General features: G+C 61.2%; 16 protein-coding genes. 9 read left to right on the top strand and 7 right to left on the bottom strand.

What is annotated here, in order from left to right:
• Window positions 1–3: 3 nt before the first annotated feature.
• Window positions 4–435, bottom strand: a complete 432-nt coding sequence (locus C6Y56_RS15250; protein WP_169430591.1) for a thioredoxin family protein — start codon at window positions 433–435, stop codon at window positions 4–6.
• A gap of 338 nt (window positions 436–773) precedes the next feature.
• On the opposite strand from C6Y56_RS15250, the gene C6Y56_RS15245 reads away from it, so the two are divergent.
• The 8 genes from C6Y56_RS15245 (at window position 774) to C6Y56_RS15210 (ending at window position 7407) form a co-directional block, all read left to right on the top strand.
• Window positions 774–1622 (top strand): transporter substrate-binding domain-containing protein, encoded by an 849-nt coding sequence (locus tag C6Y56_RS15245; protein WP_085695951.1) that lies wholly within the window; start codon window positions 774–776, stop codon window positions 1620–1622.
• Between the two features lie 51 nt (window positions 1623–1673).
• Window positions 1674–2336: an amino acid ABC transporter permease gene (locus tag C6Y56_RS15240; protein WP_007960243.1), complete on the top strand. Its 663-nt coding sequence runs from the start codon at window positions 1674–1676 to the stop codon at window positions 2334–2336.
• A 9-nt stretch (window positions 2337–2345) separates the two neighbouring features.
• Entirely contained in the window at window positions 2346–3008 is a 663-nt protein-coding gene (locus tag C6Y56_RS15235) for an amino acid ABC transporter permease (RefSeq protein ID WP_065260531.1), read from the top strand.
• Complete coding sequence (locus C6Y56_RS15230) at window positions 3005–3802, top strand: amino acid ABC transporter ATP-binding protein (RefSeq protein ID WP_169430590.1); 798 nt, start codon at window positions 3005–3007, stop codon at window positions 3800–3802. The genes C6Y56_RS15235 and C6Y56_RS15230 overlap by 4 nt, the downstream gene beginning before the upstream one ends.
• Before the next feature lie 31 nt (window positions 3803–3833).
• Window positions 3834–4223, top strand: coding sequence for a RidA family protein (locus C6Y56_RS15225; protein WP_007912330.1), 390 nt, complete (start codon window positions 3834–3836; stop codon window positions 4221–4223).
• A 227-nt stretch (window positions 4224–4450) separates the two neighbouring features.
• On the top strand, window positions 4451–5215 hold the full coding sequence (locus tag C6Y56_RS15220; protein ID WP_085603279.1) for an IclR family transcriptional regulator: 765 nt from the start codon (window positions 4451–4453) through the stop codon (window positions 5213–5215).
• A gap of 39 nt (window positions 5216–5254) precedes the next feature.
• Entirely contained in the window at window positions 5255–6475 is a 1221-nt protein-coding gene (locus C6Y56_RS15215; RefSeq protein WP_169430589.1) for an amino acid deaminase, read from the top strand.
• The gene (locus tag C6Y56_RS15210) at window positions 6475–7407 is read left to right on the top strand and encodes a sugar kinase (protein WP_169430588.1); all 933 of its coding nucleotides are present in this window, start codon (window positions 6475–6477) and stop codon (window positions 7405–7407) included. The genes C6Y56_RS15215 and C6Y56_RS15210 overlap by 1 nt, the downstream gene beginning before the upstream one ends.
• A 119-nt stretch (window positions 7408–7526) precedes the next feature.
• On the opposite strand, the gene C6Y56_RS15205 is transcribed toward C6Y56_RS15210, so the two are convergent.
• Window positions 7527–7802 (bottom strand): peptidylprolyl isomerase, encoded by a 276-nt coding sequence (locus C6Y56_RS15205; RefSeq protein ID WP_169430587.1) that lies wholly within the window; start codon window positions 7800–7802, stop codon window positions 7527–7529.
• Window positions 7803–7852: 50 nt separating this feature from the next.
• The gene (locus C6Y56_RS15200) at window positions 7853–10390 is read right to left on the bottom strand and encodes a PAS domain-containing hybrid sensor histidine kinase/response regulator (protein WP_169430586.1); all 2538 of its coding nucleotides are present in this window, start codon (window positions 10388–10390) and stop codon (window positions 7853–7855) included.
• Between the two features lie 127 nt (window positions 10391–10517).
• Between C6Y56_RS15200 and C6Y56_RS15195 the strand changes: the two genes are divergently transcribed.
• Complete coding sequence (locus C6Y56_RS15195; RefSeq protein WP_169430585.1) at window positions 10518–11627, top strand: PilT/PilU family type 4a pilus ATPase; 1110 nt, start codon at window positions 10518–10520, stop codon at window positions 11625–11627.
• Between the two features lie 6 nt (window positions 11628–11633).
• On the opposite strand, the gene C6Y56_RS15190 is transcribed toward C6Y56_RS15195, so the two are convergent.
• The 4 genes from C6Y56_RS15190 to C6Y56_RS15175 form a co-directional block, all read right to left on the bottom strand.
• Window positions 11634–13589 carry an acetoacetate--CoA ligase gene (locus tag C6Y56_RS15190; protein ID WP_169430584.1) on the bottom strand — a complete coding sequence of 652 codons (1956 nt, stop codon included), beginning with the start codon at window positions 13587–13589 and terminating at the stop codon, window positions 11634–11636.
• Window positions 13590–13652: 63 nt separating this feature from the next.
• Window positions 13653–14426, bottom strand: a complete 774-nt coding sequence (gene hbdH / locus C6Y56_RS15185) for a 3-hydroxybutyrate dehydrogenase (protein WP_169430583.1) — start codon at window positions 14424–14426, stop codon at window positions 13653–13655.
• Between the two features lie 7 nt (window positions 14427–14433).
• Complete coding sequence (locus C6Y56_RS15180) at window positions 14434–15825, bottom strand: GntP family permease (RefSeq protein ID WP_169430582.1); 1392 nt, start codon at window positions 15823–15825, stop codon at window positions 14434–14436.
• Between the two features lie 274 nt (window positions 15826–16099).
• Complete coding sequence (locus tag C6Y56_RS15175; RefSeq protein WP_169430581.1) at window positions 16100–17515, bottom strand: sigma-54 interaction domain-containing protein; 1416 nt, start codon at window positions 17513–17515, stop codon at window positions 16100–16102.
• Between the last annotated feature and the right edge of the window lie 33 nt (window positions 17516–17548).

Here is a 17548-nt window from a genome sequence, read left to right as displayed (position 1 = left end):
CTTTCAGGAAAGGTTCCACCGTTTTGCGCGGTGGACGGTGCAGAGGGTGCGGAGGGTGTGACGCAGCCAGTTCAGGTCATGGGCCGATTTGCGCGGTACAGCGAAGTGTCGGGTTTTGCCGAGGAATTGGGTGAAGTCTTGAAGGAGGGATTCTTTCGAACCGATGCCTTTCAGTTTTTTGACCAGAACGCCTTCCTTGTAGAGCAACACCGTCGGGGTGCTCGTGACATCCGGATGTCGACACGACTGTGCGGTATCGAGCATGAAGATATCCATCCATGACCGAAAGGGCTTGGCGATCTCGAGAAAAACCGGGCCGGAAGACACGCAGGCACCGCAGTGCTCGTTGAAGAAATACAGGACGACGAGGCGCCGGGCTTTCAAGACCTTCCGGTACGTCGGAGGCAATGCTGAATATCGAGTCGGTGTCGTCATCGGAACCTCCTTTATTCGATGTGCTGGACAGTACGACGTTAGGGGAGTCGCGACCGTTGCCGCAACTGTCAGAGTTGACAGGTGCAGCCCGCGCCCAATCGTGCATCGCGCACCAGAATGTGGCCCGGATACCCGCCATGTGTGGCGCAAAGTAGCGAAGTGATTAATCAATGTTCGTTGCAGCGTTTCGCAGGTTTCTTCCATCCCTTTGATTCAAAACACAATTCAATCCTTTGCAGATTCCCCTTGAATCCTGTGGCACACTTTCTGCTGTCTATTCCGTAGTAACAAACCGAGTTCCGGTATAGCGGAATAAACAACTTCCTGGAGTGCTTGCCATGCATCGCCGACCTTCCTTGTTCAAAGCGTGTGTTTTTGTTCTCGCGGCTTCGTCCGCTGTCATGGGTATGGCCCAGGCGGCCGACAGCAAGCTCGACAGCGTCCTGGCCCGTGGAAAACTGATTGTGGGCACCGGCAGCACCAATGCGCCGTGGCACTTCCAGGGCGCGGACGGCAAGTTGCAGGGCTTTGATATCGACATCGCCCGGATGGTGGCCAAAGGTCTGTTCAATGACCCGAGCAAGGTCGAGTTCGTGGTGCAGTCGTCCGATGCGCGGATTCCCAACCTGCTGACCGACAAGGTCGACATGAGCTGCCAGTTCATCACCGTCACCGCCAGCCGTGCGCAGCAAGTGGCGTTCACCTTGCCTTACTATCGCGAGGGCGTCGGTCTGCTGCTGCCGAACAACAGCAAGTACAAGGAAATCGAAGACTTGCAGGCCGCCGGCGACAGCGTGACCGTCGCGGTGCTGCAGAACGTGTACGCCGAAGAGCTGGTGCATCAGGCACTGCCCAAGGCCAAGGTCGATCAGTACGACAGCGTCGATCTGATGTATCAGGCAGTGAATTCCGGCCGCGCCGATGCTGCCGCCACTGACCAGTCATCGGTCAAATACCTGATGGTGCAGAACCCTGGCCGCTACCGCAGCCCGACCTACGCCTGGAGCCCGCAGACCTACGCGTGCGCCGTCAAACGCGGCGATCAGGACTGGCTGAACTTCGTCAACACCACCCTGCATGAAGCCATGACCGGCGTTGAATTCCCGACCTACGCCGCGTCGTTCAAGCAATGGTTCGGCGTGGATCTGCCATCGCCCGCCATCGGTTTCCCTGTCGAATTCAAATGATCCCGTGAGAGCGGGGCGCCCTGATGCGCCCCGCTCAAGGTACTGCCGACCATGAACTATCAGTTGAACTTTGCCGCCGTGTGGCGCGATTTCGACACCTTGCTGGCGGGGCTCGGTCTGGGCCTGGAACTGGCGCTGGTGTCGATCGCCATCGGCTGCGTGATCGGCCTGCTGATGGCGTTTGCCTTGCTGTCCAGGCATCGCGCCTTGCGGGTGCTGGCATCGGTGTATGTGACGGTGATCCGTAACACGCCGATTCTGGTGTTGATTCTGTTGATCTACTTTGCGTTGCCGAGCCTGGGGATCCGGCTGGACAAGATCCCGTCGTTCATCATCACCCTGTCGCTGTATGCCGGGGCCTACCTGACCGAAGTGTTCCGCGGTGGCCTTTTGAGCATTCCCAAGGGCCAGCGTGAAGCGGGGCTGGCCATTGGTCTGGGCGAGTGGCAGGTGAAGGCCTACGTCACCGTGCCGGTGATGTTGCGCAACGTGCTGCCGGCGCTGTCGAACAACTTCATTTCGCTGTTCAAGGACACCTCGCTGGCCGCTGCGATTGCGGTGCCCGAGCTGACCTATTACGCGCGCAAGATCAACGTCGAAAGCTACCGGGTGATCGAAACCTGGCTGGTGACCACGGCGTTGTATGTCGCGGCCTGTTACCTCATTGCCATGCTGCTGCGTTACCTGGAGCAGCGTCTGGCAATTCGCCGATAGGAGGCTGCGATGTACGAATCCCCCAGTTGGTTGCATGAGTTGTGGATTGCCCGCGAAGCCTTGTGGCAAGGCTTTCTGACCAGCGTGCAGGTGTCGGCGCTGGCCATTCTGTTCGGCACGGTCATCGGTGTGTTTGCCGGTCTCGTACTGACCTACGGCAAGTTCTGGATGCGCGCCCCGTTCCGCTTTTACGTCGACCTGATTCGCGGCACCCCGGTGTTCGTGCTGGTGCTGGCCTGCTTCTACATGGCGCCGGCGCTCGGCTGGCAGATCAGCGCATTTCAGGCGGGTGCCTTGGGTCTGACGCTGTTTTGCGGCTCCCACGTCGCCGAGATTGTGCGCGGCGCATTGCAGGCGTTGCCACGCGGGCAGATGGAAGCCAGCAAAGCCATCGGCCTGACGTTCTATCAGTCCCTCGGTTACGTGCTGTTGCCTCAGGCGCTGCGGCAGATCCTGCCGACCTGGGTCAACTCGTCCACGGAAATCGTCAAGGCCTCGACCTTGCTGTCGGTGATCGGCGTGGCCGAGCTGTTGCTCAGCACCCAGCAAATCATCGCCCGGACGTTCATGACCCTGGAGTTTTACCTGTTCGCCGGTTTTCTGTTCTTCGTCATCAACTACGGCATCGAATTACTCGGCCGGCACATTGAAAAGCGGGTGGCCCTGCCATGACTCAAGCTCAAGTTTCCAACGTCCAGAACGCTCAGCCCTTGCTGGACATCCGTGGCCTCCATAAACAATACGGCACGGTCGAAGTGCTCAAGGGCGTCGATCTGAGCATGCAGCGCGGCAACGTGGTGACACTGATCGGCTCCAGCGGCTCGGGCAAGACCACGCTGCTGCGCTGCGTGAACATGCTCGAGGAGTTCCAGGGCGGGCAGATCCTGCTCGACGGTGAATCCATCGGCTATGACGAACTCAACGGCAAGCGCGTGCGCCACCCGGAAAAAGTCATCGCCCGTCATCGGGCAATGACCGGCATGGCGTTCCAGCAATTCAACCTGTTCCCGCACCTCACCGCGTTGCAAAACGTCACGCTCGGCCTGCTGAAAGTCAAAAAGATGCACAAGGACGAAGCCGTGGTCCTGGCCGAGAAATGGCTGGAGCGGGTCGGTCTGCTGGAGCGGCGCAATCACTTTCCCGGTCAGTTGTCCGGCGGTCAGCAGCAGCGCGTGGCGATTGCCCGAGCGATTGCGATGAACCCGAGCCTGATGCTGTTCGACGAAGTCACCTCGGCCCTCGACCCGGAGCTGGTCGGCGAAGTGCTGAACGTGATCAAGGGCCTGGCCGAGGACGGCATGACCATGTTGCTGGTGACCCACGAAATGCGTTTTGCCTTCGAGGTCTCGGACAAGATCGTTTTCATGAATCAGGGGCGCATCGAAGAGCAGGGGCCTCCCAAGGAACTGTTCGAGCGTCCGCAATCGCCGCGGCTGGCGGAATTTCTCAAAAGCACGCGGTTCTGACTTTTCACTTTTTCAATCAGGAGAAACACCCATGAGCATTACTCGTTACGGCACCGGCAGCACCGCCGCTGGCGGCCAGCCTCGTCCATTCGCCCGCGCTGTCGAGGCCGATGGCTGGCTGCATGTTTCCGGGCAGGTGCCGGCGGTGGATGGCGAGATCATTGTGGGCGGTATCGTCGAGCAGACCCACCAGACCATGAAGAACCTGATCGCTATTCTCGAAGAGGCCGGTTATGGCCTGGAAGACGTGGTACGTGCCGGCGTGTGGCTGGACGATCCGCGGGATTTCAGCAGTTTCAACAAGGTCTTCGGCGAGTACTTCAAGCCTGAACACGCGCCGGCCCGGGCCTGTGTGCAGGCGAGCATGATGGTCGACTGCAAGGTCGAGATCGACTGCATTGCGTACAAGAAGAAGGCCTGAGAGATGTGGCGTTGCTGAGGCCGTAGCCCCCTCACCCTAGCCCTCTCCCCCAGGAGAGGGGACTGATCTCTATCGATGCAGATTGTTGTGTCAGACGATGGCATTTGCATCGATGCGATCAGGCTCCTTCTCCCCGTGGGAGAGGGCGGGGGGTGAGGGCTGCGATCCAACTGACACAACGCCAAGGGCCAGTTACCATCCCGGCATCTTTTATGGGAACCACAGAAATGACCGAAGACACCATCAAGCGCCGGGCACGCGGTCTGGACCGGGCGTTCGATATCCTCGATTTCCTCAAGGAAATCGGCCAGCCACTGCGTCCGAACGATATCGCCAACGGTATCGGCAGCCCGAAATCCACGGTCTACGAACTGGTGGCCTCGTTGCTCGAACGACGAATTCTGGAACCGGTGGGCAAGGACGGTCACGTCTATCTCGGTCGTCAGCTGTACTTCCTTGGCCAGGCGCATTTGCGTCATTTCGACCTCAGTCGCGAGGCCGATCACGCCTTGCAGGAGATCGTCAGCCAGACCCGGGAAACCGCGCAAATGTGCCTGCTCAACGGGCGCAAATACACGGTGGCGCTGATGAAGGAGGGCGAGCGGCATTTCCGCATTTCTTCCGATATCGGCGAAAACGCGCCGATCCCGTGGACCGCCTCCGGACGTCTGCTGCTGGCGCACTTGAGCGATCAGCAGATCAGCGACCTGATCGACCCCGACGACTTCATCCTGCCCGGTGGCGAACGCCTGCCGATGGAAACGTTTCTGGCGGAAATCCGTCAGGCCGGCATCGACGGTTTCTTCTCCTTCGACAGTGTTGCCGACACCTTCACCCATTGCTTCGCCGCCCCGGTCAAAGACCCTCAAGGCGTTGCCATCTGCACCCTGTGCATCGTCGCCCCGCGCGCCGATGCCAAGAACAATTACAACGACTATCGCCGGGTCTTGATCGAGAGCGCCAACAGCCTCGCCCGGCGAATCAACGAATAACCGCGCCTGCCTGCGGGCGCGACTGTGAGGAGTTCGACCATGACGACTGCCAACAACACTGCTGCCGTGGAAAAGGGCGATGCCGCCCTCGGCGCGCAACTGGTGCGTGACATCAGCCTGCCGGCGCTGGTGCTGCACCGCGAAGCGCTGGAGCACAACATCCGCTGGATGCAGAAATTCGTCAGCGACAGCGGCGCCGAACTCGCGCCCCACGGCAAGACCAGCATGACCCCGGCGCTGTTTCGTCGTCAGCTCGACGCTGGCGCCTGGGGCATCACCCTGGCCAGCGCCACCCAGACCCGCGCCGCTTACGCTCACGGCGTACGCCGGGTGCTGATGGCCAACCAACTGGTCGGCACGCCGAACATGGCGTTGATTGCCGATCTGCTGGCGGCCGATTCGGGCTTCGATTTCTATTGCATGGTTGATCACCCGGACAACGTCGCCGATCTGGGCGCTTACTTTGCGTCCCGTGGCGTGCGGCTGAACGTGATGATCGAGTACGGCGTGGTCGGAGGCCGTTGCGGTTGCCGCAGCGAACAGGAAGTCATCGAACTGGCCAAGGCCATCGGCGCGCAACCGGCGCTGGCCCTGACTGGCATCGAAGGTTATGAAGGCGTGATCCACGGCGATCATGCGGTCAGCGGTATCCGTGAATTTGCGGCCTCTTTGGTGCGACTGGCGGTGCAGTTGCAGGACAGCGGCGCGTTCGCCATCGCCAAACCGATCATCACCGCATCGGGTTCGGCGTGGTACGACCTGATCGCCGAATCGTTCGAAGCGCAAAACGCGGGCGGTCGTTTCCTCAGCGTGTTGCGCCCAGGCAGTTATGTGGCTCACGACCATGGCATCTATAAAGAGGCGCAGTGCTGCGTGCTCGACCGTCGCAGCGACCTGCACGAAGGCCTGCGCCCGGCGCTGGAAGTCTGGGCCCACGTGCAGTCGCTGCCGGAGCCGGGCTTTGCGGTGATTGCCCTGGGCAAGCGTGACGTGGCGTTCGATGCCGGGATGCCGGTGCCCTTGCTGCGTTACAAGGCCGGCGTGCTGCCAGCAGTGGGCGACGATGTCGGCGCCTGCAAGGTGACGGCGGTGATGGACCAGCACGCGTTCATGACCGTGGCACCGGGCGTGGAATTGCGCGTCGGCGACATTATTTCCTTCGGCACTTCGCACCCGTGCCTGACCTTTGACAAGTGGCGCGTTGGGCTGCTGGTGGATGAACAACTGTCGGTGATCGAAACCATGGAAACCTGTTTCTGATGAACATGCTCAGTGCCTTGGGTCCGAACACCCCGCGCATCGCTTTGATCGGCGAATGCATGATCGAACTCCAGCAACGTGCCGATGGCAGTCTGCAACAGAGCTTCGGCGGTGACACGCTGAACACGGCGGTCTATCTGGCCCGCGCCATGGGCGACAAGGCGCAGGTCGATTACGTGACTGCGCTGGGCGACGACAGCTTCAGTGACGCTATGTGCCGCAGTTGGGTCGATGAAAACATTGGCCTGGATCTGGTTCAGCGCTTGCCCGATCGCCTGCCGGGCCTGTATTGCATCCAGACCGATGCTGCCGGGGAGCGCCGCTTCCTTTACTGGCGTAACGAAGCCGCTGTGCGCGACTGCTTCACCACGCCGGCAGCCGCGCCGATTCTGGCCGCGCTGCCGGATTACGACGTGCTGTATTTCAGCGGCATCACGCTGGCGGTGCTCGGCGTTCAGGGTCGGGAGAGACTGATCGAGACCTTGATCCAAGCCCGCCAGCGTGACGCGCGGATCGTCTTCGACAACAACTATCGGCCACGCTTGTGGGCCTCGGTGGAGGATGCGCGGGCGGCGTATCGCAGCGTGTTGCCTCACGTCGATCTGGCGTTGCTGACGGTGGACGACGAGCAGGCGCTGTTCCATTTCGAGGACTGTGATGCGGTGTTTGCAGCGTACGCGCAGATCGGCACGCCGGAAGTGGTGCTCAAGCGCGGGGCGGAAGCCTGTCTGATCCGTTGTGACGGGGAAGCGTTTGAAGTGCCGGCGCAGAAGGTCGAGAAGGTGGTAGATACCACGGCGGCGGGGGATTCGTTCAGTGCGGCTTATCTGGCGAGTCGTTTGCTTGGGGGTAGCCCGGCGGAAGCGGCGCAGGCCGGCCATCTGCTAGCGAGCCAGGTTATTCAAGTACCCGGAGCTCTGATTCCGAAGTAGTCGGTGACCGATTGCCGGGCAATCGGATCGCGAGCAGGCTCGCTCCCACAGTGATTGTGTGTCGCTCACGATTTTTTGTGGGAGCGAGCCTGCTCGCGATTGGCCCTGAAGCCAAATACTCAATCGCGGTAAAAAACCTGTACCAGGTGATAGCCGAATTTGCTCTTGATCGGCCCGTGCACCGTGCGCAGCGGTTTCTTGAAGATCACCGCGTCGATCGCGCCGACCATCTGCCCTGGCCGCACTTCACCCAGATCGCCGCCGCGCTTGCCGGACGGGCAGGTGGAAAATTTCTTGGCCAGCACATCGAACGCTTCACCGTTGGCGATGCGTTGTTTGAGTTTTTCAGCCTCATCGGCAGTCTTGACCAGAATGTGGCGGGCTTGGGCTTTCATCGTGCAATACCTGTAGCGGGGTGACGGCGGGGCGCGGATTATGCCTCAAGTCACGGGTTTTGGCTGAGCATCGTGCGGATCTTGCCGGCCAGTTGCTCGATGGAAAACGGTTTGGCGACCATGTCCATGCCGTCCTCGAGGAAGCCCTGACGTTCGGCGGCTTTCTGCGCGTACCCGGTCATGAACAACACTTTGAGCCCTGGACGATGCTGACGGGCGATCTCCGCCATTTGCCGGCCGTTCATGCCCGGCAGGCCGACATCCGTCACCAGCAGGTCAACCCGCAGGTCGGATTCGAGCAATGGCAAGGCACCCTTGGCGTCTTCGGCTTCATGGGCGCGATAACCCAGCTCCTTGAGCAGGTCCATGACCAGCATGCGCACCGCCGGATCGTCCTCGACCACCACCACGGTTTCGCCGGTTGCGACGGCAGGGGCCTCGGTGACCGTTTCGATGACTGGCCGCTCCGGTTCCAGTGCATACAAACGAGGCAGGTAAAGGCGCACGCAGGTGCCCTGACCCGGCAGGCTGTCGAGGCTGACGTGCCCACCCGATTGCTGGGCAAAGCCGTAAATCATCGACAACCCGAGCCCGGTGCCCTGGCCGATCGGTTTGGTGGTGAAGAACGGATCGAACGCCTTGGAACGTACCGAGGGCGTCATGCCGGTGCCGTTGTCGCTCACCGCGAGCATCAGGTAATCCCCGGCCTTGACCGGTTCGAGGGTGGTGATGTCGTTGCCGTCGAGGTAGACGTTGGCCGTTTCGATCAGCAGTTCGCCGCCGTCGGGCATGGCATCGCGGGCGTTGATCACCAGGTTGAGCAGGGCGTTTTCCAGTTGGCTGACATCGGTGCTGACCGGCCAGACGTTGTCGGCCAGGCGCAACCTGAGCTCGATCGGATCACCTTTGGTGCGGCGGATCAGGTCCTCCAGCGAATGGATCAGCTCGTTGACGTCGAGGGTCTTGCGATCCAGCGACTGACGCCGGGAGAACGCCAGCAGGCGGTGGGTCAGCGCCGCTGCGCGGTTGGCCGAGGACACGGCTGCGTCGGTGAAGCGGCCGATCTCATCGGCGCGGCCACTGGCGATGTAGCGCTGCATCAGGTCGAGGCTGCCGATGATCCCGGTCAGCATGTTGTTGAAGTCATGGGCGATGCCGCCGGTGAGCTGGCCGACCGCTTCCATTTTCTGCGCGTGGCGCAGGGCGTCCTCGGCGCGCTCGCGTTCGAACATCTCGTTCTGCAAACGCTGATTGGCCTGGGCCAGTTGCTCGGTGCGCGCACTCACGCGCTCCTCAAGGGTTTCATTGAGGTTGCGCAGGGCTTCTTCGGTCTTTTTACGCTCGGTCTCGTCGATCACGAAGATATAGAAACCGTTTACCGCGCCGTCCGCGCCGTGACGCGGCAGGTAATTCATCAGAGCATGGCGCTGGCTGCCGTCGCGGTGTGGGGTGTACAGGCTGAACGAGCAGGGGCGGCCGGCCAGGGCTTCGGCGATGTACGGCGCCCGCAGGAAATAGGCCTCCTCGCCGATCACTTCGCGGATCGTGCGACCGTACAGCTCCTGCGGGGTCAGCCCGTACCAGTCCAGGTACGCGGCGTTGTTCAGGCGAAAGCGTTCTTCGTGGTCGACGTAGCTGATCAGGATCGGCATGGCGTTGATGATCAGTTGCAGCTCGGTCTGGCTCTGTCGCAGCGCCTGCTCGGTGTGCTTGCGCTCGGTCAGGTCCAGCGCCGCGCCGAGGAAACGCATCGGCCGTCCGTGATGATCCTTGTAGCAGCGTCCCCGGGCGAACACCCAGCGCACTTCGCCATCGGCTTGCAGCAGGCGATATTCCTCGGCGTATTCGGTGCCATGGGTGATGCAGTGTTTGATGCTGCGGGCGATCAGTGCGCGGTCTTCAGGGTGCACGCCTTGCAGGTATTCACTGATCGGCAACTGACTGGCCATTGCCGGATCGACACCATGCGATTGGGCAAAATGCGCGTCGGCGATGAAACGGTCCTGGCCGATATCCCAGTCCCAGGTGCCAACCGCGTCGGTAGCCGCCAGTGCCAGTTGCAGCCGTTCTTCGGTCTGTTTTTGCGCCTTGAGGCTTTCTTCGGAACGCTGCTTGAGTTCCAGTGCGATGCGTCGGCGTTCGTTGGTTTCGATGGCGGTAACCAGAATCCCGGCCACTTGCGCGCTTTCATCGCGGATCGGGCTGTAGGTCAAGTCGAGCCAGAAATCGGAATCCTTGCCGTCCCGTTGCAGGGTGAAGCGGCGTTCGCTGTAGGTTCGTACCTGGCCTTGTAGGACGGCGCTGTAAATCGGGTCGGTAAAGTCTCGAAGTTCCGGCCATATCTGGTGCGCCGGCTGTCCGAAAGCGTGCGGATGCTTGTTGCCGGCCAGCACCGCGAAGCCGTTGTTGTAGATCTGGGTGAGCTGCGGGCCCCACAACAGCAGCATTGGCATCGGCGAGTGAATCACGATATCCACCGCGGTGCGCAGGCTCTGCGGCCAGGTATCGGCGCTGCCGAGCGGACTGCGGTTCCAGTCGGTTCGGGCGATCAAGGTCTGGGCGTCGTTGGTGTTCGGTACAGCGTTCATCACATCAATCCTGGGCGTCGGTCGGTGAGGCGGCGTCTACTATCCTAGTGCGGTAGACGCTGTAAGGCCCGTCGCGTCACGACGCACGGTCTTAAGTTCATTGAAAGCTTCGCAGGTGCTTTTGGCCATGGAAATCGACGCATTGCTCAAACAATTGGCGAGCCGTCACGGTTCGGATCTGTTCCTGTCCACGGGCGCACCGCCGAGTGCGCGGTTTGACGGCGTGCTGATGCCCCTGAGCGAACATCCGTTCAAGCCAGGCGAAGTGGCGACTGTAGCCGCTTCCCTGATGGACGCCGAGCAGCGCCGGGAGTTCGACCGGGATCTGGAAATGAACCTGGCGATTTCCCGTACCGGGATCGGCCGCTTTCGGGTCAACATTTTCAAGCAGCGCAACGACGTTTCGATCGTGATCCGCAACGTCAAACTCGACATTCCCCGGTTCGAAGACCTGAAGCTACCGTCGGTATTGCTCGAATCGGTGATGCTCAAGCAAGGCCTGATCCTGTTCGTCGGCGCCACCGACTCGGGAAAGTCCACGTCGCTGGCGGCGCTGATCGACCATCGTAATCGCCACAGCAGCGGGCACATCATCACCATCGAGGATCCGGTGGAATACATCCATCGCCACAAAAAATCGATCATCAACCAGCGAGAAGTCGGGGTCGATACCCGCAGCTTTCACGCTGCGCTCAAGAACACTCTGCGCCAGGCACCAGACGTGGTGCTGATTGGGGAGATCCGTGATCGCGAGACCATGGAGCATGCGCTGGCCTTCGCCGAAACCGGGCATCTGGTGTTGTCGACGTTGCACGCCAACAACGCCAATCAGGCGCTGGACCGGATCATCAATTTCTTCCCCGAAGAGCGTCGGCCGCAATTGCTGCATGCCTTGGGCAACCACCTCAAGGCATTCGTCTCCCAGCGCCTGGTGCGAACCCGGGACGGTCAGCGACGGGCCGCCGCCGAGGTGATGCTCGGTACGCCGACGATTGCCGACCTGATCCGGCGCAATGACTTTGGCGAGCTGAAAACCATCATGGAAAAATCGGCGGAACTGGGCATGCAGACCTTTGACGCTGCACTGTTCGCGCTGGTAGCAGAAGGGGTGATCGATGAAGACGAAGCCCTGAAAAACGCAGATTCGGTGAATAACCTGCGCCTGCGCCTGAAGCTGCATGCCGACACCATGCCGTCCCCACCGCCATCGACCGGCGAGTGGGGACTGATGGACTGACAGGCTTCAGTCGCGAAGTTCGACCCGATTGCGAAACTGCTCAAGCGCTTGCGGATTGGCCAGCGCATCGGTGTTTTTCACCGGCTCGCCGTGCACCACATTGCGCACGGCCAGCTCCACCACTTTGCCGCTGATGGTGCGCGGAATATCGGTGACCGCGACAATCTTCGCCGGTACATGGCGCGGTGTGGTGTTGGCGCGGATCACCTGGCGGATCTGCTGTTGCAGTGCCTCATCCAGCGTTAAGCCGTCCTTGAGGCGCACGAACAGCACCACCCGGACGTCGTCCTGCCACTGCTGGCCGATGGCAACGCTGTCCAGCACTTGCGGGACTTTTTCCACCTGGCGGTAGATTTCCGCCGTGCCGATGCGCACGCCGCCGGGATTGAGCACAGCATCGGAGCGGCCGTGGATCAGCATTCCGCCGTGCGGCAGTTGCTCGGCATAGTCACCCTGGGCCCAGACGCCGGGGAACTGGCTGAAATAGGATTTGCGCAACTTTTCGCCGTCGGGATCGTTCCAGAGTCCGACAGGCATGGCGGGAAATGGCCGGGTGCACACCAGCTCGCCTTTTTCGCCAATCACCGATTGCCCGGCGTCGTTCCACACCTCGACCGCCATGCCCAGGCTCTTGCCCATGATTTCGCCCCGGCGGACTGCGGACATCGGGTTGCCGTTGACGAAGCAGGACACGATGTCCGTGCCGCCGGACATCGAGGACAGGCAAACGTCTGGTTTGAAGTCGCGATAGACGAAGTCATAACTCTGCGGCGACAGCGCGGAGCCGGTGCAGAGCAGGGTTTTCAGGTGGCTCAAGTCGTAGCTTTCACGCGGTTTGATGCCGCTGCTTTCCAGGGTCGCAAGGAATTTCGGGCTGGTGCCGAACACGCTGACCTGCTCGTCGTCGAGCAGCTCCAGCAACCGCTCGTTGTCCGGGTAAAACGGTGAACCGTCATACAGCACCACCGCGCTGCCGACCGCCAGTGCCGAGACCAGCCAGTTCCACATCATCCAGCCGCAGGTGGTGTAGTAGAACAAGCGGTCGCCGGGGCCCAGGTCGACATGCAGCCCGTGTTCCTTGACGTGTTGCAGCAACACGCCGCCGGTGCTGTGAACGATGCATTTCGGCACGCCGGTGGTGCCGCTGGAATACAGCACGTACAGCGGATGATCGAAAGGCACCGGGACGAAGTGCGGTTCATTGCCCGGTTCGTAGAAGTCGTCCCACAGCGTGACATTGGCGGGTGTCCGGTAATCCGTGGCATGGGCGTGAGGGCGTGCGTAAGGCACGATGACCAGCTGTTGCAAGGATGGCAGTTGTTCGAGGATTTCGTTGATCTTGACGGTCTGGTCGATCTCTTTGCCGGCGTAACGGTAACCGGCGCAGGTAATCAGCACCTTCGGTTCGATCTGGCCGAAGCGGTCGATCACACCGTGGGTGCCGAAATCCGGCGACGAACATGACCAGATTGCGCCGAGACTGGTGGTCGCGAGCATCGCCACCAGGGTTTGCCAGGTGTTGGGCATGCACGCTGCAACCCGGTCGCCGAGCACGACGCCGGCTGCTTGCAGGCTGGCCTGGAAGCCGGCGACTTGCTGGGCCAGTTCGGCCCAGGTCAGCAGTTCACGCTGGCCGTTTTCCCCGATAGCGATCACGGCGATGGCATCGTCGCGGCGACTCAGCAGGTGCTCGGCAAAATTCAGGGTGGCGCCGGGAAACCACTCGGCACCTGGCATCTTGAGGCCTTCGCGCAGGACCGCGTCGGGTTGGGTGTGAAAACAGATACCGAAGAAATCCACGATCGCCTGCCAGAACGCTTCACGCTGGTCGATGGACCATTGATGCAGGGCGGGGTAGTCGTCGAGCTTCAGGTGGTGGCGCTGATTGATGAAGCGCCGAAAACCGTCCATGCGGGACCGGGCAATGCGTTTGGCATCGGGTTGCCAGAGGATGTCGGACATGGTTTGCCTCTTATTGTTTGTCAGAAAGCTCCCACCGCAAAGTGGGAGCAATCAGTTGCACGCTTACTGCGCCAGCCATCCGCCATCGATGTTCCACGCGGCGCCTCGTACCTGGCTGCCGGCCTCGCTGCACAGAAACAGCACCAGTTCACCCAGATGCGCCGGGGTGACGAACTCCAGCGACGGCTGTTTCTCGGCCAGCAGATCGTGCTGCGCCTGTTGCGGGTCGACACCCTTGGCCGCGCGATCGTCGATCTGTTTCTGCACCAGCGGCGTCAGCACCCAGCCCGGGCAGATCGCGTTGCAGGTGACGTTGCTGGCGGCGGTTTCCAGGCCGATCACTTTGGTCAGGCCGATCACCCCATGCTTGGCCGCCACATACGCCGCCTTGCCGGTGGAGCCGACCAGACCGTGTACCGAGGCGATGTTGACGATCCGCCCCCAGCCCTTGGCACGCATGCCCGGCAGGCTCAGGCGAGTGCTGTGAAACACAGACGAGAGGTTGATGGCGATGATCGAGTCCCAGCGCTCCACCGGGAACTCTTCAACCGCCGCGACATGCTGGATGCCTGCGTTGTTGACCAGAATGTCCACGCCACCGAATTCGCGTTCGGCGTAGGCGATCATGTCGGCGATCTGCGCCGGGTCGCTGACGTCTGCCGGGTGATGGCCGACCTTGCCGCCGAACTGTTCGACTTCGGCGATCACCTTCGACGCGTCGCCAAAGCCGTTGAGGATCAGGTTGGCGCCGGCCTTGGCCAGCGTCAGGGCGATGCCCAGCCCGATGCCGCTGGTGGAGCCGGTGACCAGTGCGGTCTTGCCAGAAAGAGTCGTCATCAATACCTCACACAATGCCGGTGGCGTAGAAAGTGCCGATCACCACGAAAACTGCCAGTGTCTTGATCAGCGTAATACAGAAAATGTCCTTGTAGGCCTCACGATGGGTCAGGCCGGTGACGGCGAGCAGGGTAATCACCGCGCCGTTGTGTGGCAGGGTGTCCATGCCGCCGCTGGCCATGGCGGCCACCCGGTGCAGCACTTCCAGCGGAATGTTGGCGGCGTGGGCGGCGCTGATGAATTGTTCGGACATCGCCGCGAGCGCGATGCTCATGCCCCCCGAGGCGGAGCCGGTGATACCGGCCAGCAGGGTCACGGTGATCGCTTCGTTGACCAGCGGATTGGGAATGCTCTTGAGCCAGTCAGCCAGCACCAGAAAACCCGGCAATGAGGCAATGACCGCACCGAAACCGTATTCGGACGCGGTGTTCATCGCTGCCAGTAATGCGCCGCTGACTGCACTTTTGCTGCCCTCGGCGAGCTTGCTTTTGATCGCTTTGAAACCGAATGCCAGCACCATCAGGATGCCCACCAGCAAAGCAGCCTGCACCGCCCAGATCGCCGTGAGTTTGGCGATTTCAGTGGTAACCGGTGCAGCCATGCCGGGTAGCGCGAGGCTGTGGGTCTTGCCGTACCACTGCGGAATCCACTGGGTAAACAACAGGTTCATGATGCCCACCGCCAGCAGCGGTGAGAGGGCGATCCACGGGTTGGGCAGTTTCAGGTCTTCGGCGGTTTCCGGTTCGTTGCGCAGTTCGGTGCCATAGCCTTCGCCGGCGCGCTGGGCCTTGTTGCGTTGGCGCTGGAGGAACAGCATGCCGGCGCAAAACACGAAAATCGTGCCGATCATACCCAGCCACGGCGCCGCCCACGCGGTGGTGTTGAAGAAGGTGCTGGGAATGATGTTCTGGATCTGTGGTGTACCGGGCAGGGCGTCCATGGTGAACGAAAACGCACCGAGGGCGATGGTCGCCGGGATCAGGCGCTTGGGGATGTTGCTCTGGCGGAACATCTCTGCAGCGAACGGATACACCGCAAACACCACCACGAACAGCGACACGCCGCCGTAGGTCAGCAGGGCGCAGACCAGCACGATCACCAGCATCGCCTGGCGGGTGCCGAGCAAGCGAATCGCTGCTGCGACAATCGAGCGGGAGAAACCCGAGAGCTCGATCAACTTGCCGAACACGGCGCCGAGTAGGAAGACCGGGAAATACAGTTTGATGAAGCCGACCATCTTCTCCATGAACACCCCGGTGAAGGCAGGGGCGACGGCGGACGGGTCGGTGAGCAGGACGGCGCCGAGGGCGGCGATCGGGGCAAAAAGGATAACGCTGTAGCCACGGTAGGCCGCGAGCATCAGCAGCGCGAGGGCTGCCAAGGCGATGATCACACTCATGGTGTGCTCCTTCGATTGTTATTTTTGTGGGTGGAACAGGTGCAGGAAGGGGCTTTAGCGAGAACTGTGCCAGATGATTAAGTTATTGAAATAAAAGGAATTAGTTTGATTTGTGGCGGCGATTTTTGGGGTTTTGTCTCGGTTTGGAGACTTCTATGACTGAGAGGACGCTTTCGCGGGCAAGCCCGCTCCCACAGTTGAACGCATTCCTCTGTGGGAGCGGGCTTGCTCGCGAAGTTTTTGCTGCAGTCTTGATTTGGAGAATGCTGTCTCTCTATTGAGACTCGGCAATCCCCAGCGCAATCATCTTCTTGTATAGCGTGGAGCGTCCTAGCCCGAGCCGCTCAGCCGCCTCGATCACCTTGCCCCCGCATTGCGCGAGGGTGGATTGAATCAATTGCCGGTCAAACCGCTCGCGAGCCTGACTGAAGGTCTCGTTGATTGCCGGCGCTGACAGAGGCGCCACCGCTCGATCAACTGGTGTAAACGTGCCAATCGCAGCACGAATGTCATCCGCCGTCAGCATCAAGTCATCACTGAGCAATGCCGCACGCTCCAGCACATTGCGCAACTCACGGATATTTCCCGGCCAGGCATGCTGACCCAGCAGCTCCAGTGCTTCGTGGTTGAGTTCATGCTGGCTGCGCAACTCTTCAAGAATCGCTTCACTGAGGGCCGGCAGATCATCCAGCCGCTCTCGCAGAGGCGGTACCTGAATCGGCAGCACGTTGAGGCGGTAATACAAATCCGCGCGGAACTCGCCACGCTTGATCGCCGCCTCCAGATCCGTCGAGGTGGCGGCAATCACCCGCACATCGCTCTGGATCACGTCGTTGGAGCCTACAGGCTCGAATTCCTTTTCCTGCAACACCCGCAGCAATTTGCTTTGCAGAGGCAGCGGCATATCGCCGATCTCGTCGAGAAACAACGTGCCGCCCTGAGCGATCTGCAACTTCCCGGTTCGACCCTTGCGGTCGGCGCCGGTGAAGGCACCGGGCGCGGTGCCGAAGAACTCGGCTTCGAGCAGTGCTTCGGGAATCGCCGCGCTGTTAATGCTGACGAACGCCTTGTGGGCCCGAGGCGAAGCGCCGTGGATGGCCTGCGCCAGCAACTCCTTGCCGCTGCCCGTCTCGCCCAGCAACAGAACCGGCGACTCGGCACTGGCGCTGCGCCGGGCACGGCGTTTGACCTCCAGGCTCGCAGCACTGGTGCCGATGAAATGGGCAAAGTTGTATTTGGTCTGCCGGGCGCGCAACAGCGAACGGGTCGAGGCCAGTTCTTCCTGCATGCTCAGGTAGCGCTTGAGCATCGGCGACAGCGTGCGCAGTTCGTCGAACAGGGCGAAGCCGATGGCGCCGATCACCGCTCCAGCGTCGTCGTGGATCGGCAGACGCATCACCACCAGCGGTTCTTTTGGCGTGTCCTGCATGTCCAGCAGAATCGGTCGCCCGGTGCGCACCACTTCACGCAGCAGACTGCCCGGAATTACGCTTTCGCAAGGCTTGCCGATGGCTCCGGCCGCAGAGTCGAGGCCAAAACGCCGGGCGTAGCGCTCGTTCATCCAGACGATGTTGGCGTCGCGGTCGACAATCACCGTGCCCTCACTGGATTGCTCGATGATCTCGAACAACGAACGGATCGCCAGGGTGCGGACCCGTTGGTAATCCTTGAGGCTGTCAGTGGTGTTCATGGCGGCGTCCATTGGCGGAAGTCAGGTGGCGCG

The organism is Pseudomonas fluorescens (assembly GCF_012974785.1).
Taxonomy (GTDB): domain Bacteria; phylum Pseudomonadota; class Gammaproteobacteria; order Pseudomonadales; family Pseudomonadaceae; genus Aquipseudomonas; species Aquipseudomonas fluorescens_BT.
Note: the sequence above shows the minus strand (reverse complement) of the source record. Positions and strands in the feature narration are given on the sequence as shown.

Excerpts from the sequence above, each read along its gene's own strand:
- hbdH (WP_169430583.1), bottom strand. The coding sequence starts at position 14,426 with ATGACGACTCTTTCTGGCAAGACCGCACTGGTCACCGGCTCCACCAGC.
- C6Y56_RS15250 (WP_169430591.1), bottom strand. The coding sequence starts at position 435 with ATGACGACACCGACTCGATATTCAGCATTGCCTCCGACGTACCGGAAG.
- C6Y56_RS15240 (WP_007960243.1), top strand. The coding sequence starts at position 1,674 with ATGAACTATCAGTTGAACTTTGCCGCCGTGTGGCGCGATTTCGACACC.
- C6Y56_RS15190 (WP_169430584.1), bottom strand. The coding sequence starts at position 13,589 with ATGTCCGACATCCTCTGGCAACCCGATGCCAAACGCATTGCCCGGTCC.
- C6Y56_RS15205 (WP_169430587.1), bottom strand. The coding sequence starts at position 7,802 with ATGAAAGCCCAAGCCCGCCACATTCTGGTCAAGACTGCCGATGAGGCT.
- C6Y56_RS15210 (WP_169430588.1), top strand. The coding sequence starts at position 6,475 with ATGAACATGCTCAGTGCCTTGGGTCCGAACACCCCGCGCATCGCTTTG.
- C6Y56_RS15200 (WP_169430586.1), bottom strand. The coding sequence starts at position 10,390 with ATGAACGCTGTACCGAACACCAACGACGCCCAGACCTTGATCGCCCGA.
- C6Y56_RS15220 (WP_085603279.1), top strand. The coding sequence starts at position 4,451 with ATGACCGAAGACACCATCAAGCGCCGGGCACGCGGTCTGGACCGGGCG.
- C6Y56_RS15235 (WP_065260531.1), top strand. The coding sequence starts at position 2,346 with ATGTACGAATCCCCCAGTTGGTTGCATGAGTTGTGGATTGCCCGCGAA.
- C6Y56_RS15175 (WP_169430581.1), bottom strand. The coding sequence starts at position 17,515 with ATGAACACCACTGACAGCCTCAAGGATTACCAACGGGTCCGCACCCTG.
- C6Y56_RS15225 (WP_007912330.1), top strand. The coding sequence starts at position 3,834 with ATGAGCATTACTCGTTACGGCACCGGCAGCACCGCCGCTGGCGGCCAG.
- C6Y56_RS15245 (WP_085695951.1), top strand. The coding sequence starts at position 774 with ATGCATCGCCGACCTTCCTTGTTCAAAGCGTGTGTTTTTGTTCTCGCG.
- C6Y56_RS15215 (WP_169430589.1), top strand. The coding sequence starts at position 5,255 with ATGACGACTGCCAACAACACTGCTGCCGTGGAAAAGGGCGATGCCGCC.
- C6Y56_RS15180 (WP_169430582.1), bottom strand. The coding sequence starts at position 15,825 with ATGAGTGTGATCATCGCCTTGGCAGCCCTCGCGCTGCTGATGCTCGCG.
- C6Y56_RS15195 (WP_169430585.1), top strand. The coding sequence starts at position 10,518 with ATGGAAATCGACGCATTGCTCAAACAATTGGCGAGCCGTCACGGTTCG.
- C6Y56_RS15230 (WP_169430590.1), top strand. The coding sequence starts at position 3,005 with ATGACTCAAGCTCAAGTTTCCAACGTCCAGAACGCTCAGCCCTTGCTG.